This is a genomic window from Streptomyces sp. NPDC055955 (genome assembly GCF_042270245.1).
Taxonomy (GTDB): domain Bacteria; phylum Actinomycetota; class Actinomycetes; order Streptomycetales; family Streptomycetaceae; genus Streptomyces.
This window is the reverse complement of record NZ_JBHJYS010000001.1, coordinates 129361-144714: the sequence shown is the minus strand read 5'-3', so window position 1 is coordinate 144714 and position 15354 is coordinate 129361. Positions and strand designations below refer to the sequence as shown.

General features: G+C 73.0%; 11 protein-coding genes and 1 pseudogene. 6 read left to right on the top strand and 6 right to left on the bottom strand.

The window, feature by feature from the left end; genetic code table 11:
• Positions 1–94: 94 nt before the first annotated feature.
• Positions 95–1342: an MFS transporter gene (locus tag ACFC96_RS00560; RefSeq protein ID WP_376609356.1), complete on the top strand. Its 1248-nt coding sequence runs from the start codon at positions 95–97 to the stop codon at positions 1340–1342.
• Here the strand turns inward: ACFC96_RS00560 and ACFC96_RS00555 are convergent.
• The 5 genes and pseudogenes from ACFC96_RS00555 to ACFC96_RS00535 all read right to left on the bottom strand — a co-directional run.
• Positions 1305–1751 (bottom strand): annotated as a pseudogene (locus ACFC96_RS00555) (site-specific integrase); the annotation flags it as partial. The gene ACFC96_RS00560 and the pseudogene ACFC96_RS00555 sit on opposite strands and share 38 nt — an antisense overlap.
• 7 nt (positions 1752–1758) lie before the next feature.
• Positions 1759–3933 carry an acetate--CoA ligase family protein gene (locus ACFC96_RS00550; protein ID WP_376609354.1) on the bottom strand — a complete coding sequence of 725 codons (2175 nt, stop codon included), beginning with the start codon at positions 3931–3933 and terminating at the stop codon, positions 1759–1761.
• Positions 3930–5117: a Glu/Leu/Phe/Val dehydrogenase dimerization domain-containing protein gene (locus ACFC96_RS00545; protein WP_376251793.1), complete on the bottom strand. Its 1188-nt coding sequence runs from the start codon at positions 5115–5117 to the stop codon at positions 3930–3932. Before ACFC96_RS00545 ends, ACFC96_RS00550 begins: the two co-directional genes overlap by 4 nt.
• Complete coding sequence (locus ACFC96_RS00540; protein ID WP_376609352.1) at positions 5114–6751, bottom strand: 5-guanidino-2-oxopentanoate decarboxylase; 1638 nt, start codon at positions 6749–6751, stop codon at positions 5114–5116. The genes ACFC96_RS00545 and ACFC96_RS00540 overlap by 4 nt, the downstream gene beginning before the upstream one ends.
• On the bottom strand, positions 6748–7905 hold the full coding sequence (locus ACFC96_RS00535; protein WP_227298382.1) for an acyl-CoA dehydrogenase family protein: 1158 nt from the start codon (positions 7903–7905) through the stop codon (positions 6748–6750). The genes ACFC96_RS00540 and ACFC96_RS00535 overlap by 4 nt, the downstream gene beginning before the upstream one ends.
• A 319-nt stretch (positions 7906–8224) precedes the next feature.
• Here ACFC96_RS00535 and ACFC96_RS00530 point away from each other — a divergent pair, with 319 nt between their 5' ends.
• The 5 genes from ACFC96_RS00530 (at position 8225) to ACFC96_RS00510 (ending at position 13415) form a co-directional block, all read left to right on the top strand.
• On the top strand, positions 8225–9478 hold the full coding sequence (locus ACFC96_RS00530) for an MBL fold metallo-hydrolase (protein WP_376251798.1): 1254 nt from the start codon (positions 8225–8227) through the stop codon (positions 9476–9478).
• A 400-nt stretch (positions 9479–9878) separates the two neighbouring features.
• Entirely contained in the window at positions 9879–11921 is a 2043-nt protein-coding gene (locus ACFC96_RS00525; protein WP_376609351.1) for an ATP-binding protein, read from the top strand.
• 114 nt (positions 11922–12035) lie between these two features.
• On the top strand, positions 12036–12470 hold the full coding sequence (locus tag ACFC96_RS00520; protein WP_340459920.1) for a roadblock/LC7 domain-containing protein: 435 nt from the start codon (positions 12036–12038) through the stop codon (positions 12468–12470).
• Between the two features lie 2 nt (positions 12471–12472).
• On the top strand, positions 12473–12844 hold the full coding sequence (locus ACFC96_RS00515; protein ID WP_376251801.1) for a DUF742 domain-containing protein: 372 nt from the start codon (positions 12473–12475) through the stop codon (positions 12842–12844).
• Positions 12822–13415 carry an ATP/GTP-binding protein gene (locus tag ACFC96_RS00510; protein ID WP_340459922.1) on the top strand — a complete coding sequence of 198 codons (594 nt, stop codon included), beginning with the start codon at positions 12822–12824 and terminating at the stop codon, positions 13413–13415. The genes ACFC96_RS00515 and ACFC96_RS00510 overlap by 23 nt, the downstream gene beginning before the upstream one ends.
• A 5-nt stretch (positions 13416–13420) precedes the next feature.
• On the opposite strand, the gene ACFC96_RS00505 is transcribed toward ACFC96_RS00510, so the two are convergent.
• The gene (locus ACFC96_RS00505) at positions 13421–15328 is read right to left on the bottom strand and encodes a DUF2264 domain-containing protein (RefSeq protein WP_376609349.1); all 1908 of its coding nucleotides are present in this window, start codon (positions 15326–15328) and stop codon (positions 13421–13423) included.
• Positions 15329–15354 lie beyond the last annotated feature (26 nt).

Sequence of the window (15354 nt, the reverse complement as noted above, 5' to 3'; positions counted from 1 at the left end):
TCATCGCCGCCCGGACGACCCGGCGACGGCGTCGATTGACGATGTGCGTCAACCGACGGGCCTTGCCCCGGAGCCCGACGCACCGTCTGACGCCATGACAGCCATCACCAGAATCCAGCCCCGCGCTCTCGTTCACGCCTCCGGAGGCCCCCGCTATGCCGTCGCCCTGGCCGTGGACGCGCTGGGCACCGGCCTGCTGCGGCCCTTTCTGCTGCTCTACGGCATGAACGTACTGAGGCTGCCCGCGCCCGTCACCGGCACCGCCATGACGGTCGGCATCGTCGCGGGTCTGGCGTGCATGCCCGCGGTGGGCCGGTGGTTGGACCGCGGGGCACGCAGCACGGTCGTGGCGGCGTCGATGCTGGTGCGGGTGCTGGGCGTGGCGCTGCTGCTGGCCGCCCCGGCGGGGCACGTCTGGCTTTTCGCGACGGCGGCACTCTTCCTCGGCATCGGCAACCAGGCATGGCCCGCCGCCCACGCCGCACTCGTGGCCACGGTCGCCCACGGCCGAGAACGCGACACCGCCCTCGCGGGGGCCCGCGCCCTGCGCAACGCCGCCCTGGGCGTCGGAGCACTCCTCGCCGCCGTATGCCTGGCGGGCGGCACCACCGCACCGCGGGCGCTGGCAGCCGTCACTGGGCTCGCCTACCTCGCCGCAGCCGCATTGGCGTGGTCGGTCCACGTGCACGCACATCCAGCAAAGGCCGCCCCGGCCAAGGACCACCGGGGCGACGAGCCCGCCCCCCGGATGCTCGCGCTGCTCGCCGCCAACGTGGTCTACGTCTTCTGCCTCAACGTCCCCGAGATCGCGCTCCCTCTGGTCCTGGTGAAGCAGTTCCACGCGTCCCAGGCGTGGCCGGCAGCCGTCTTCGTGGCCAACACGGCGCTGGTCGTCACCCTGCAGGTGCCGGTGACCGTCCTCATGTCCCGCTTCTCCCGGCGGACCGTGCTGGCCCTCTCCGGCGTGGTGCTGTCCGCGTCCTACCTCGGCTTCCTCGCGGCCACCTCGCTGGGACACGGCTGGGGTCCCCCGGCCGTCGCCGCGGTGTCCGTGGTCTGCACGATCGGCGAGATCATCTACGCCGGCAGCGCCACCGCGCTGGTCACCGCGCTCGCCCCGGCCCCTGTCCTGGGACGCGCCCTCGCCCGCTTCCAGCTCTCCACGGGCTTCGGTCTCGCCGTCTCCCCGGCGGCCATCACCACGCTCGCATCCCACGGCCCGGCCGCCCTCTGGGGCAGCCTCGCCGCGGCGACCCTGCTCTCCTCGTCGGCCGTCGCCACCGAGAAGGATCAAGGAAAGCGGCTCATCGGTCGCTGCCCCAGGGGGCGACCGGGCTGGTGAGTTCGGCGATCGCCTCCAGCGACGGTTCGAAGGTGCGGCGGACGTCTTCCGCTGTCTGGTGACGGGACTTCGCCATCGACATCAACGGGGGCGCGCCCTGCTCGCCGAGGTGCGTCGGCGAGGCGTGGCGGTACTCGTGCAGATCCCAGCCCGTGCCCGGTCCCCGAAGTGCGCGTCCGGCAGGGCGCGCCTGGTCGGGGGAGAGCCGCACCGGCCCGGAGTCCGGGCACCGGTCGCGCGGGCTGACGACCTGGCCGGGCCGGGGGCGGCGACGGGTGACGAACACCGGGCCGCAGGTGCGGCCCTTCAGGAGCAGCAGCCACCGCCGCAGCAGGACAGTACCCGCGTCCCAGTAAAGGGTGTCCAGGACGCAGTCCCCACGCACCTGACCACGGCGACGGCGCTTGGAAGCGTTCCTACCGCTCTGTCAGGAGACCGCCGTCCTCCTCGCCGACGCCATGGACGGGCGCCGGTGTGGTGCCGGCCTGATCGAGGACCCCGTGCGCGTCCAGGGCGATCGCGCCGCCCGGGTGCACGAGCAGGGGGTTGACCTCCAGTTCGGTCAGCTCCGGGTGGTCGACGGCGGCCCGCGCGACCGCGCACACGGCGGCGGCCGCCGCCTCCAGATGCGCTCCGGGAGCGCCGCGCCAGCCCGTCAGCAACGGCGCGTGCCGCAGCCGCTGGAGCAGAGCACGCGCGCGTGCCGGCGTCAGGGGTGCGAGGGCCAGCGCCGTGTCGGCGAGCAGTTCGGCGGTCACCCCTCCGATGCCGACCATGACGACGGGCCCGAACGACGGGTCGCGCCGTACACCGACGATCAGCTCGTGTCCGTACGGCGGTGTGGCCATCGCCTCCACGGCGTAGCGGTCCGCGCCCGTCGCCGCCTTCATACGGGCGAACGCGCTCCGCAAGGCGTCGGCGTCGGCGATCGACAGGGCGACCCCGCCCGCCTCGGTCTTGTGCGCGAGCCCCATCGCCTTGAGGGCGAGCGGGTACCCCGTCCGGTGCTCCGCCGCCTCGACGGCCTCGTCCGCGTCGGTCACGAACTCTGCCGCAGGGAAGGCGAGTTGATATGAGGCGAGCAGCTCGCGCACGCTCTCGTAGCCGCCGTCCGCCAGCCTGTACGCGCCCGGGGCCTGCGGATCCTCGCGGGCGAGCGGAGGCTCCGTGAGGCGGGCCGCAGCGGCGACGGCGGTCGCGGCCTGCTCGATGCGCTCGTAGACGGGCACACCGCGCTGCCGCAGAACCGTCAGGGCGGGGGTGTCGCGGGCCATGGTGTGCACCACGAGGGCGCGCCCGGATGTGACGGCGGCGTCCGCGAGCACGTGTGCGACCTCGCATTCGCGCTCCGTCTGCGCGGGGTTGGCGGTCGCGTAGTCGCCGAAGTAGCCCGTCAGGACGACGGCGTCGGTGTCTCCCGCGTGCAGCAGGGTGCCCGCCACGCGCGCGTAGTTGCCGAGATCGGCCTCACCGGCGCCCGCCAGGTCGACCGGGTTGCCGCACCCGGCCCCCCTGGGCAACTGCTCGGCCACCGCCTCGCGCGTGCCCTCGGTGAAGGCGGGCACGTCGAGGCCCTGCGCGGCGAACGCGTCGGCGGCGAGGGCGCCTTGACCGCCGCTGTCCCCGACCACGGCCACGCTGCGCGGGTGAGGCGACGGGCCGGCCGCCGCGTGCCCCGCACTCCGGTCGCGTACGCCCTGCGCCAGCAGGTACACCGCCGTGTCGACCAGTTCGCCCGCGGTGTCGAGCAGCAGGGCGCCGGCGTCGCGGCACACCGCCTCCACGGTGGCGCGCGCGCTCACCAGGGCGCCGGTGTGGGACGCGGCGGCGCGCCCGGACGCGGCGCTGCGCCCCACGGTCAGGAGCAGGACGGGCTTCCCGGCGGCGTGCGCGGCCGCCAGGACCTGCGCGAGCCGTCGGCCGTCGCGGAAGTCCTCGATGTACGCGGCGAGCGCTCTCGTGGGCCCGTGCGCGATCAGTGACTCCAGGGCGTCCGCCGCGTCGATGTCCCGCTGGTTGCCCAGCGACACGAACCGGGAGAAGCCCTGCCCGGAGCGGGCGAGGAGTCGGCCGATCTCCAGGGCGAGGTTCCCGCTCTGGGAGACGAGGCCGAGGCCGCCCGAGGGGAAGTCGCCCCAGCTGAGCCGCAGTTCGCTCGTCGTGTCCACCACGCCCATGCAGTTCGGGCCGAGCAGCCGCGCTCCCCGGGCCGTCACGAGTTCGGCGAGCGCCCGCTCCTCCTCGGCGGTGGCGCCGCCCGACGTGATCACGGTGAAACACCGGGCGCCCGCGGCGAGGCCGTCCGTGACCACCGGCCGCACATGGCGGGGCGGCACGGCCACGACGATGTGCTCGGGCGGCACGGGCAGCGACGCGAGATCCGGCAGGAACGGTTCACCGTCCAGGGCGCCTCCGCGGTGGTTGACGAGGTGGACGGCCCGCCGGTCACGGCCGGACAGGGCCCCGGACGCCAGCCAATAGCCCCACTTCTCCGGGTTGTCGGACGCCCCGACGACGGCGACCGAGCGAGGGTCGAAGAGCGCGTCGAGGCCCACGCGCGCGTGCACACCGGTGTCCGGCGGGGGCGTCACCTGTACCACCCGAACCGCTCCGCGATCACCGGGAGGCGGTCCGCGACGATCGCGTGCGCGGCGGCACGCGGCGTCGTCCCGTCCGCCTCGGCCCGCGCCAGCATCTGGTCGATCAGCGCGCGCATGGAGCGCCGCGTGTACGCGAACGCCTCGTCCGCGTTGGCCTCGATGTCCCCGAACAGGGTCCACCACCACCAGGCGTTCGTGCCGGAGTTGACGACGACGTCGGGCAGGACGGTGATGCCGCGCCGCGCGAGCAGCTCCTCCGCCTCGGGCAGCACGGGCATGTTGGCGGCCTCGACGATCCAGCGCGCCGTGATCTGTTCCTGGTTCGCCGCGTCCACCGCGTACGAGACGGCGGCGGGCACGAGGACCTCGGCGTCGGCCGACAGCCAGGCGTCGCCGGGCAGTTCGCGGTCGCCCTCGCGCAGCGCCGAGCGGTCCACCGTCCCGTAGGCGTCGCGGGCGGCGAGGAGCGCGTCCACGTCCAGGCCTTCGGGGTTGGCGACGGTGCCCTTCACGTCCGCGACGGCCACGATCCGCAGACCCGCGCGCGCCAGGAACCGGGCGGTCGCCCCGCCCATGGTGCCCAGACCCTGCACGGACACCCGGGTGCCCTCGTAGGGGACGCCCGCGCGGTCCAGGGCCGCGAGCACCGACTCGGCGACGCCGCAGCCGCCGACGAGTTCGTCGAGGCCGATGCCGTCGACGTCGACCGCGAAGGCGTCGGCGAGGCGCCGGCGCGCGGCCGCCTCGTCGTCGAGCAGCGGGTAGACGGCCTGCACGGACGAGACGAGCCCGGCCTCCTCGGCCGCCCTGTCGACGAGGTCCTGGGTGAGCCCCAGGTCCTCGCCGGTCGTCCAGAAGGACTCGATGTAGGGCCGCATGGCGCGCAGATAGCGCACCAGGACGCCGTACGCCTGCGGGTCCTGCGGGTCGCAGTCGATGCCGCCCTTGGCGCCGCCCAGCGGGATGTAGCGGCCCTGCGGGTTGTAGTGCAGGGCCTCCTTCATCGTCATCCCGCGCGCGAGGCCCGCGACCTCGTCGAGGGTGCAGCCCTGACGCATCCGGAGCCCGCCGCTGGACACACCGCGCACCAGCCGGTCGACGACGAGGTAGCCGTGCCTGCCGGTGACGTGATCGGTCCAGGTGAGCGACATCAGGGGGGTGCCGGGCGCGGTCATGCGGTCTCCTCGGGGACGGTGATCAGGGTGGGGCCGGGGGTGGCCAGGGCGCGGGTCAGGAGCGCGGCGAGTTCGCCGGGGGAGTGGGCGGGGGCGCCCCTGCCGCCGAAGGCCCGCGCGAGGCCGGCGAGGTCCACGCGTGCGTGGTCGACGGCGGCGGGTGTGTCGCCGCGGGCGGCCATCTCGTCGCGGATCTCGCCGTACCCGCCGTTGTCGAACACGACGACGGGCAGCGGCAGTTGGAGCTGCGTGGCCGTGGCAAGCTCCTGCACGGAGAACTGGAGCCCGCCGTCCCCGCTGATCGCGATCACCTGCCGGTCGGGGCGGGCGGTCTTCGCGCCGATCGCGGCGGGCAGCGCGTAGCCGAGCGTGCCGAACCCGGTGGGGTGCAGATAGCGGCCCTCGGGGCCGACGGGGAGGTGCGGGAGCGCGCCGTAGTAGCAACACTGGGCACTGTCGGAGGTCACCACGGCGTCGGACGCCAGGACGCCCCTGATCGCTTCGAGATACGGCACCCAACGAGCGTCACGCGCGCGTGTCTCGTCGTCGCGGGCGGCGCGCACGGCGGCCGTGGTCCGCGTGGCCGCGTCCGTGGACGCGGAGCCCGGCACCTTGGCGAGCCGCTCCTTCAACGCCTGCGTCGTGGCCCGCGCGTCGCCCACCAGAGCGACGTCCGCGGGGACGCCCGCGTACATCTGCGCCGGATCGACGTCGACACGGATCAGCCTGCCGCCGAGCGCCGGCGGCGCGGACCACAGGTCCGACTCGGCGAGCTCCGTCCCGACGGCGAGGACCACGTCGCACTCGGTCAGCCACTTCTGTACGGAGGGGCTGTGCAGGGACACACCGAGGGCGAGGGGATGCCGTTCGTCGACGATGCCCTTGCCGTTCGCGGTGGTCGCCACCGGAGCGCCCAACTGCTCGGCCAGTGCCCGGCATTGCTCGGCCGCCCCGCGCGCGCCGCCGCCCAGGACCAGGCCGGGGCGTACCGCTGCGGCCAGGAGGGCGGTCGCCGCGTCGAGCGACGGACCGTCCGCCGCGCGGGGGGCCGGCAGGGGAGCGCGCCGTACCGGCCCGGCGGGCTCCGTCGCCTCGAGCAGGTCGAGCGGCACTTCGATGTGCACGGGCCGCGGCCTCTGCGTACGGAACAGGCTGAACGCGCGGGCCACCGCCGCCCCGATCTCCTCCACGGAGGACACACGATGGCTGAACGCCGCCACGTTCCGCAGCGCCTCCGTCTGGCTGCGCATCTCGTGCAGCAGACCCGTCGACTGGCGCGGATGGCGCAGCGGCATACCCGGCGACACCACGAGAAGGGGCACGCTGTCCGAGTACGCCTGCCCGACCGCGGCCGCGATGTTCAGGAGGGCGGGCCCTGTCGTCGTGATCGCCACCCCGGGATCACCCGTCACGCGCGCGTAGGCGTCGGCCGCGTACCCGGCGCCCTGCTCGTGGCGCGGGGCGACGTGCGCGATGCCGTACGCCGCCAAGTGCCGGTAGATCTCCAGGTTGTGGGTCCCCGGAATGCCGAACGCGGTGGAGACCCCATGGGCGGCGAGTGCCCTGACGAGCGCCTCGCCGCCGGTCGACATCTGCTCCGTCACCGTCCGCTCCGTCACCGTCTTCTCGGTCACAGCGACCTCGAAATGACCAGGCGCATGATGTCGGAGGTGCCTTCCTCGATCTCCTCCAGCTTGGCGTCCCGCATCCACTGCTCGACCGGGAACTCGCGCGAGTAGCCCCAGCCGCCGAGCGTCTGCACGGCCGCCCAGGTGCAGTACGCCGCCGTCTCCGACGCGGTCAGCTTGGCCATGGCCGCCTCGGCGGTCGCGTCGAGCCCGGCGTCCAGACGCCGCGCGGCACGCCACGTCATCAGACGGGACTGCTCGATCCGCGTCCGCATGTCCGCGAGGCGGAACGCCACGGCCTGGTGCTCGATGATCGGTTTGCCGAACTGCACGCGCGTGCGTGCGTAGTCACGGGCGTACTCGTACGCGGCCCGCGCCACACCCGTGGCCGCCGCGCCCAGAACGGCGCGCGAGATGTCGAACGTCCGCATGAGACCGGCGAAGCCCTGACCTTCGTCGCCGAGACGGTCGGCGTCGGGCACGAACACGTCGGAGAAGAACACTTCGCGGCACACGATCGCGCGCTGGCCCATCTTGCGCATCGGCTCACCGAACGTGAGCCCCTCCGCGCCCTTGCGCAGCAGGAACGCCGTGACGCCGCGCGAGCGCTGCGACGGGTCGGTCTTGGCGAAGACGACGTACTGCTCGGCCTCGCCCGCGTTCGAGATCCACGCCTTCTGGCCGTTCAGGAGGTAGCCGCCCGCCGTGCGCGTCGCGGTCGTCACGATCGACGCGGCGTCGGACCCGGAGCCCGGCTCGGTCGTCGCCAGTGAGGTCATCGGGGTGTCAGGCCCGGCCAGCGGCGTCAGCCACGCGCGCTTCTGCTCCTCGGTGCCCAGCTCCATGACCGGGTCGGCGAAGAAGCCGTTCGAGCACAGGAGGTTGCCGATGCCCAGGTCGCCGACGCACAGCTCCTCCTGGACGAGGACCTGCGTGAAGACGTCGGTGAACCCGCCGCCGCCGTACTCCTCGGGCAGCATGAAGCCGGTGATGCCGACCTTCGCGGCCGCGCGCCACAGATCCCAGGGCGTCTCCACGTCCGCCTCGTCCACGGCGCGTCCGCGCGGGCGGATCTCCTCACGCGCGAACGTCCTCGTGAGGTCCACGATGTCCCGCTGCTCCGGGGTGAGGGGGACCAGCTCGATGGGGAGCTCTGACACGGTGCCTCCAGAAACTGACGGATACCGACGAGGGGGCCACGACCGGCGCGGATCACTGACCCGATTACTGAATCGCCAGTCAGTATCCGAGGCCGTGAAGACCGGTGTCAACGCAACGGCTACTGAATGATGGATCAGTTTTCTCGCGCCACTGGGAAGAGGCTCCCGGCCGCGCGGCGCGCGGGGCGGTCCGAGCGCGATGCGAGCCGGTCGCCGTCCGTGACGCCGAGTGACATCGGCGGCGCGCAACCGGGGCGTGCCTTGGAATTCCTTGTGTGTCCAGGTCCCGGATCGGGCACTGTGGGCGGGGCCGCCCATAATGGAAACCCTGATCGATCCACCGGGAGGCGCTGTGTCACGTTCCCTGAGCTCCGGGCTCCGCCCGCTGCGGCCTGCCGCTTTCGGCGCGGACCCGGCGGGAGAGCGGCTCGAGCGGATCCGGAGGTCGCCGAACTTCGCGGACGGCAGCTTCCAGAACCCGGTGGGCGCGCGCACCCGGCCCGCGGGTTCGATGATCGAGTTCGCGAAGGTCTTCTTCGCCAAGGAGGGGCGCGTCCGCCGGGCGCCCACGGGCACCGTCCCCGTGCACTCCACGACCCTCGCCGACCTCGCCGAGCCCCCGGTGAGCGGCCTGCGGCTGACCTGGATGGGGCACTCCAGCGTCCTCGCCGAGATCGACGGCCGCCGCGTGCTGCTCGACCCCGTCTGGGGCGAGCGCTGCTCCCCGTTCTCCTTCGCGGGCCCCAAGCGGCTGCATCCCGTCCCGCTGCCCCTCGCCGCGCTCGGCCCGGTGGACGTCGTGGTGATCTCCCATGACCACTACGACCACCTGGACCTGCCCACGATCCGTGCGCTGGCCGACACGGACACGGTGTTCGCGGTGCCGCTCGGCGTCGGCGCGCACCTGGAGCACTGGGGCGTCCCCGCGGACCGCCTCCGCGAGCTCGACTGGAACGAGTCGACGAAGGTGGCGGGGCTGACCCTGACGGCCACGCCCGCGCGCCACTTCTGCGGCCGCGGCCTGCGCAACGAGCAGCACACCCTGTGGGCGTCCTGGGTCGTCGCCGGTCCCGAGCATCGCGTCTACCACAGCGGTGACACCGGCTATTTCCCCGGCTTCAAGGACATCGGCGCGGAGCACGGGCCGTTCGACGCGACGATGATCCAGATCGGCGCCTACAGCGACTTCTGGCCCGACATCCACATGCGCCCCGAGGAGGGCATGCGGGCCCACCTCGACCTCCAGGGCGGGTCCGGCGGCGGTCCCATGCTGCCGATCCACTGGGGCACGTTCAACCTGGCGCCGCACCCGTGGTCCGAGCCCGGCGAGGGCACGCTCGCGGCAGGACAGCGGGCCGGGGCCAAGATCGCGCTCCCGTGCCCGGGCGAGCCCTTCGAACCCACGGCCGAGACGCTCCCCGTCCAGCCGTGGTGGCGCGGGGTTGCCACCACGCCCCCGGAGGGCTGGCCCGAGACGGAGCCGGCGGACCGGTCGGGCGCCGGCGCGGCGGCCGGGACCGGCGCGGGTGCCGGGGAAGGCTCCGGCGAGCAGGAGGCCGTACCAGCGGTCTGAGCACGTCCACGAGGTCCGGGTTCTCAGGCGAGCGTCCTGGGGCCCGGACCTCCGTGCGTGCGAGCCCGGATCCCGGCGGCCCGTCGTGGCCCGGCTCCCCGACCATCCGGCGTGGCGCGCGCGGGAACGGGACATATTTTCGAGCCGGGGAACACCCGTACCCATGCCCGGTCCGGAGTCCAGGACTGTTATCGGTCTGTCGTACGAAGTCTCATACCAGAGCGGGACCTGGGCCGCCGGACTTTGGCAACTGCCCACCGCATGTGAGCCGTCCCCGACTACCGTGTGTGCTCGCTGAGCGACGCAGCGGCGGCATTCCCACCCGCTCCCGGCCGGGAGCGCGATGCCGCCTGCCCGCCTCGCGCCGACCCGCAGGAGCCCCCACGTACGAGGACGCCGAATGTCTCACCTTCGCCCGCAGGCCCCCCGCGCAGACCGCCGAGAGGGCGGTCGGCACGGCAGGCCGGGCGGCCGGTCCGTCCCCCCGCAGCCCGAGACCCACATACGGCCCCAGCTTCTGCGCCTTGCCGTACTGCCCCCGCTCGCCGTCGCCCTGAGCGCCAGCGCGGCCGTGCTCTTCACCATCCGCTCCACGGGCGCCCGCCCCGGGCTCGCCCTCGGGGCCGTCCTCGCCGGCGCGTCCCTCGTCACCCTGGCCGGCATCGTGATCGCCGCCGTGGCCGCCGACCGGGCGGCCAGGACCGTGCGCGAACGAGTCGGTGTCCTGCGCCGCGCGAGTGCGCGCGGGCAGGGCGAACTGCACGGTCTCGTGGAGCAGTTGCGCAAGGGGGAGGGGCCGCCGCCCCGCAGGCAGCCCCCCGCGGCCGCCCCGGACGCCGACGAGTTCGACCTGCTGGCCGCGGACATGACGCGCGCCCAGGAAGCGGCCGTCACCGCCGTCGTCCAGGCGTCCCAGCTCTCCAGCCACGCGGGCAGCGAGCAGAAGGTCGAGGTCTTCGTCAATCTCGCCCGGCGTCTGCAGTCCCTCGTACACCGCGAGATCTCGATCCTCGACGAACTCGAGAACGACGTCGAGGACCCCGATCTGCTCAAGGGCCTGTTCCACGTCGACCACCTCGCCACCCGGATCCGCAGGCACGCCGAGAACCTGGCCGTGCTCGGCGGCGCCGTGTCCCGGCGCCAGTGGAGCCGCCCGGTCTCCATGACCGAGGTCATGCGGTCGGCCATAGCGGAGGTCGAGCAGTACTCACGGGTCAAGCTCGTCCCGCCGGTCGACGGCACCCTGCACGGGCACGCCGTCGCCGACTGTATCCACCTGCTCGCCGAACTCGTCGAGAACGCCACCGTGTTCTCGGCGCCGCACACCCAAGTCCTGCTCCGCGCCAACACCGTCACGTCCGGTCTCGCCATCGAGGTCGAGGACCGCGGCCTCGGAATGCCCGTCACCGAGCAGAACAAGATGAACACGCTGCTCGCCGACCCGGACCAGGTCAACGTCGCGAGCCTCCTCCAGGACGGGCGCATCGGCCTCTTCGTCGTCTCCCAGCTCGCCCGCAGACACGGCATCACGGTCCGGCTCCAGAGCAACATCTACGGTGGTGTGCAGGCGGTCCTCGTCGTGCCGCAGACCCTGCTCGGAGGCGACGACAACGAGTCCGCGCCGAGGCCACGGAGCGCCGCGCACGCGACGGACGACAGCGCGCAGACCATGCACCAGCGGCACCAGGCGCATGAACGGCGGCTCTCGCAGCACCAGAGCCGGCAGGAACCGCAACACCAGCTCGAACAGCAGCCGCAGCCGCAGTCCCACCGCCGGCCACCGCAGCCACAACCCCAGCCCCAGAACCAACTCCACCGTCCTCCTCAGCCCGGCCTCCAGCCCTTCGACCCCCAGCGGTTGGACTCTCAGCCGTACGAGGCACCGCATCAACCCCCGCCGCCCCGCGAGACCCCGCACGCCGGCGTGGCCGTCGTCCCGCGGCAGCCTCAGGGCGGGGCCTCCGACGGCAGGCACTCCGGGGCGAACGGCGTCGCCCCGCCCCTCCCGTTGCGCACCGCCAGGGACGAGCGACGGACACCCGCCGACGCGCTGCCCGGCATCCGTTCCGAGGACCGGCAGGCCACCGGAGAGCACACGCCCATCCCGCCGACCCCGGTCAACGGCGCCGTGCGCGGCACCATGGGGCGGCCCCAACTCCCCAAAAGACGCGTCCAGGAACACCTGGCGCCGCAACTGCGGGGCGGCCCGACGCAGCGGCAGGAGCGCCCCGACAACGAGACGCCCGTACTCCACGACCCGGGCCTGATGGCGGCGTTCCAGCGCGGCATCGGGCTCGCGGACGCGGCCGAGGCACGGGACCTCACCCTCGGCATGCGTGACCTGCCCGAGGCCGGTCCCACACCGGCCGGCGGTCCCGCGACCGGGCCGTTCGCCGCCTACGAACCGGACGCACGGCACGACGGGAGCGATACGGACGGATGACGTTCGCCCGCCACGTGTGCGCCCTCCCCCCGTACGCCCGCCAAGCGCCGCAAGCAGCACCGCACTTCCCACAGTCAACGCACCCCCAGCAGTCCACCAAGGAGTCGATCCCCCATGGCGAGCGATGTGCCGACGGGTCATGTGTCCGATCTCGACTGGCTGATGAGCGGCCTCGTCCAGCGTGTGCCGCACGCCCGCAGCGCCGTCCTCCTCTCGTCCGACGGGCTGGTCAAGTCCGTCCACGGCCTCGACGCCGACAGCGCCGACCACATGGCGGCCCTGGCGTCGGGCCTGTACTCCCTCGGCCGTAGCGCGGGCGTCCGTTTCGGGGACGGGGGTGAGGTCCGGCAGGTCGTCGTCGAGCTGGACTCCACCCTGCTGTTCGTCTCCACCGCGGGCTCCGGCACGTGCCTCGCGGTGCTCGCCGGGCGCGAGGCCGACGCCGCCGTGCTCGGCTACGAGATGGCCATGCTCGTCAAGAGTGTGCGCCCGTACCTGATGACCGCACCCCGCCAGCACGCGGCCGAACCCACGGCGATGAGGAACTGAGCATGACGGCCCCGCAGGACGGGCCGTGGCTCGACGCAGCGGCCGGCCGCCTCGTCCGCCCGTACACGGTGAGCAACGGGCGGACGCAGCCGACCACCTCGCTGGATCTGCTGTCGCTGGTGATGGCGACCGGGGCCACCCCGCTCGGCTACCTGGGGCCCGAACACGGCGAGGTGCTCGAACTGTGTGCCCACCCCACATCGGTCGCGGAGATCGCGGCCCATCTGAAACTCCCCGCCGCCGTCACGAAGGTCCTGCTGTCCGACCTCGTCGACTGCGGGGCGATCACCACCAAGCCCCCCACGTTCCACGACAACCCCACTGACCGGTCCCTACTGGAGGCAGTGCTCGATGGACTACGACGACAGCTCTGACGCCTTCCCCACCGCGCTGAAGATCCTGGTCGCGGGTGGCTTCGGTGTCGGCAAGACGACCTTCGTCGGAGCGGTCAGCGAGATCGCCCCGCTGAGCACCGAGGAGCTGCTCACCACGGTCAGCGCCGAGACCGACGACCTCGAAGGCATCGAGAACAAGGTCGAGACGACGGTCGCGATGGACTTCGGGCGGATCACCCTGGACCCGCAGCACGTGCTGTACCTGTTCGGCACGCCGGGGCAGGAGCGCTTCTGGTTCATGTGGGACGAGCTCTCCGAGGGGGCACTCGGCGCGGTGATCCTCGTGGACACCCGCCGTCTCGAGGACAGCTTCGCGGCCGTCGACTTCTTCGAGGAGCGCGGCATGGGGTTCATCGTGGCCGTCAACGAGTTCGACGGTGCCTACCGCTACGACCCCGAAGAGGTGCGGGCGGCCATCGACCTCGACCCGCAGGTGCCCGTCGTGCGGTGCGACGCCCGGATCTCCAGCTCGGGCATCCAGACCCTTCTCACCCTCGTCAGGCACCTCTTGGCCCACGCCCCGGCCCCGACGTACGGGGCGCGCACATGACGACGTCAGACGGTGACGGTCCCGCCGTCGGGGAACGTGATCCGCACCTGTCCGCCGTCCTCGGGGTCCACCACGCATGAGATCGAGTCGCGCAGGGCCTGCGGATGTACGACGTCGCGCGTCAGAACCGCGAGCGTGACATGCACGCCGGACCCTCCGGGGTGGCCGGTGGAGCGGAGGTAGGGCGTCGCCGAGTGCGGGCCGTAGGCGTTGGCCTCGACCTCCCGTGCGACATCGGCCTCCTCGTCCCAGCCGTGCAGCGCCACCACCGCGCTGGTCACCCCGGACTCCGTGCGCGTCAGCGCCCAGCCCGGGCCCCGCTCGGCGTGGACGCTGGTCTCGTCGGCGACCGCGTAGCCGCCCTCGCGCACCGTCACGCCCTCGGGTGCCTGCACCCGGTGCACGCGGATCTCCCACGGCCCGTGCAGCACGGTCGTCGACTCGATCGGGAACTCCTGCTCGAATCCGGGTAGGTGGGCGTCATGTCGGGACGAGGCGACGCGCCCCTCGCAGGAGATGGGGTGGATCCGGCGCCGGCGCGACGGGGTGCCGTCCTGCGCGACGAGCGCCACATGGTTGTCGACGGTCCGCTGCCAGGCGTGCGGGGCCGACTCGGGCGCCGTCGCCGTGGAGTAGGCGAGCTTCGCGTAGTGCGGATCGTCCGTGGCGGGACCTTCGAGCGGGTTGTGGTCGCTGCCGTGGTTGATCAGCCGCACGATCCCGTCGTGGGGCGTGCCGTGCAGCAGCCAGCCGGGCGCGGGCAGTGCCGTGTACTGCTCGGACTTCTCGACGGGCAGCTGCGCCTCGCGCTCGGTCCACACCGGATGGTCGGCGGGCAGCAGCAGACCGAGGAAGCCCTTGCTCGCCCAGTACGGCGAGGCCGGGCCCGAGTACGACTGCGTCGTCGGCAGGAACGTCCCGTACCAGCCGAGCGGCAGCAGGCCCCGCTCGTCGGGGACGCCGCGCTCCACGAAGTGCCGCGCCGTGCCCGACGCGAGGCGCCGGGTGAGCCCCGGCTCCAGCGGGGTGCAGTCCGCGAGCGCGCCCATCCACACGGGCGCGGTGGCGGCGAAACGGTACGTCAGTGAGCGGCCCTGGTGCACGGGTGCGCCGTCACCGCCGAAGAAGTGCGGGTAGGTGGTGAGGAACTGGGACAGGCGCTCCCGGTAGACCTTGGCGCGGCCGCCGTCGCCGTCCGGACCCGTCATCCGCGCCCACAGCAGCGGGTACAGGTGCATGGCCCAGCCGATGTAGTAGTCGAAGTTGCGGCCGTCGCCGTCGGTGTACCAGCCGTCGCCGACGTACCAGTCCTCGATCCGGTCGAGGCCGCCGTCGATGTCGTCCTGGCTGTACGGGGCCCCGACCGAGGCCAGGAACTGCTCCGAAACCACTTGGAACAGACGCCAGTTGTTGTCCCAGGTGCGGCCGCCTACGAAGCCGGAGAACCAGTCCACGATCCGCTCCTGGACCTGGGAGTCGAGCTTGTCCCAGATCCAGGGGCGGGTCTCGTGCAGTCCGATCGCGATGGATGCCGCCTCCACCATCTGCTGGGAGCAGTTGGTGAGTTCGGGCCACGCCTCGCCGTCGAGGCCCGTGCCGCGACGGCGGTCGGTGCCGGTTGTCAGACCCTCCGCGTAGCGTTCAGTGAGTCGGGGATCCACGTCCCCACCCGCGCCCGCTATGCGGAAGGAGGCCAGCAGGAATGACCGTGCGAACCCTTCCAGCCCGTCCGACACGACGCCCGACCAGCTGGCTCGTCCCGGCAGCCGGTACTGCGCGAAACCCGGCGTCGCGTACGGGACGAGCGCCTCCAACTGCCGGTCGGCGAGCGCCTCCCAGTGAGCCCGTGTCCAGCCCGTGAGCGGGGACAGGACACGGTCGGTGGGCGGCAGCGAGAGGTGTGGTGCGGGCATGGTGGCGTGTCGCTCCTTGATCGGAA

What these genes read in the sequence shown, in the direction of transcription:
- ACFC96_RS00515 (WP_376251801.1), top strand. Translation starts at nt 12,473, where the DNA reads ATGACGGCCCCGCAGGACGGGCCGTGGCTCGACGCAGCGGCCGGCCGC.
- ACFC96_RS00530 (WP_376251798.1), top strand. Translation starts at nt 8,225, where the DNA reads ATGGAAACCCTGATCGATCCACCGGGAGGCGCTGTGTCACGTTCCCTG.
- ACFC96_RS00510 (WP_340459922.1), top strand. Translation starts at nt 12,822, where the DNA reads ATGGACTACGACGACAGCTCTGACGCCTTCCCCACCGCGCTGAAGATC.
- ACFC96_RS00545 (WP_376251793.1), bottom strand. Translation starts at nt 5,117, where the DNA reads ATGACCGCGCCCGGCACCCCCCTGATGTCGCTCACCTGGACCGATCAC.
- ACFC96_RS00520 (WP_340459920.1), top strand. Translation starts at nt 12,036, where the DNA reads ATGGCGAGCGATGTGCCGACGGGTCATGTGTCCGATCTCGACTGGCTG.
- ACFC96_RS00560 (WP_376609356.1), top strand. Translation starts at nt 95, where the DNA reads ATGACAGCCATCACCAGAATCCAGCCCCGCGCTCTCGTTCACGCCTCC.
- ACFC96_RS00525 (WP_376609351.1), top strand. Translation starts at nt 9,879, where the DNA reads ATGTCTCACCTTCGCCCGCAGGCCCCCCGCGCAGACCGCCGAGAGGGC.
- ACFC96_RS00505 (WP_376609349.1), bottom strand. Translation starts at nt 15,328, where the DNA reads ATGCCCGCACCACACCTCTCGCTGCCGCCCACCGACCGTGTCCTGTCC.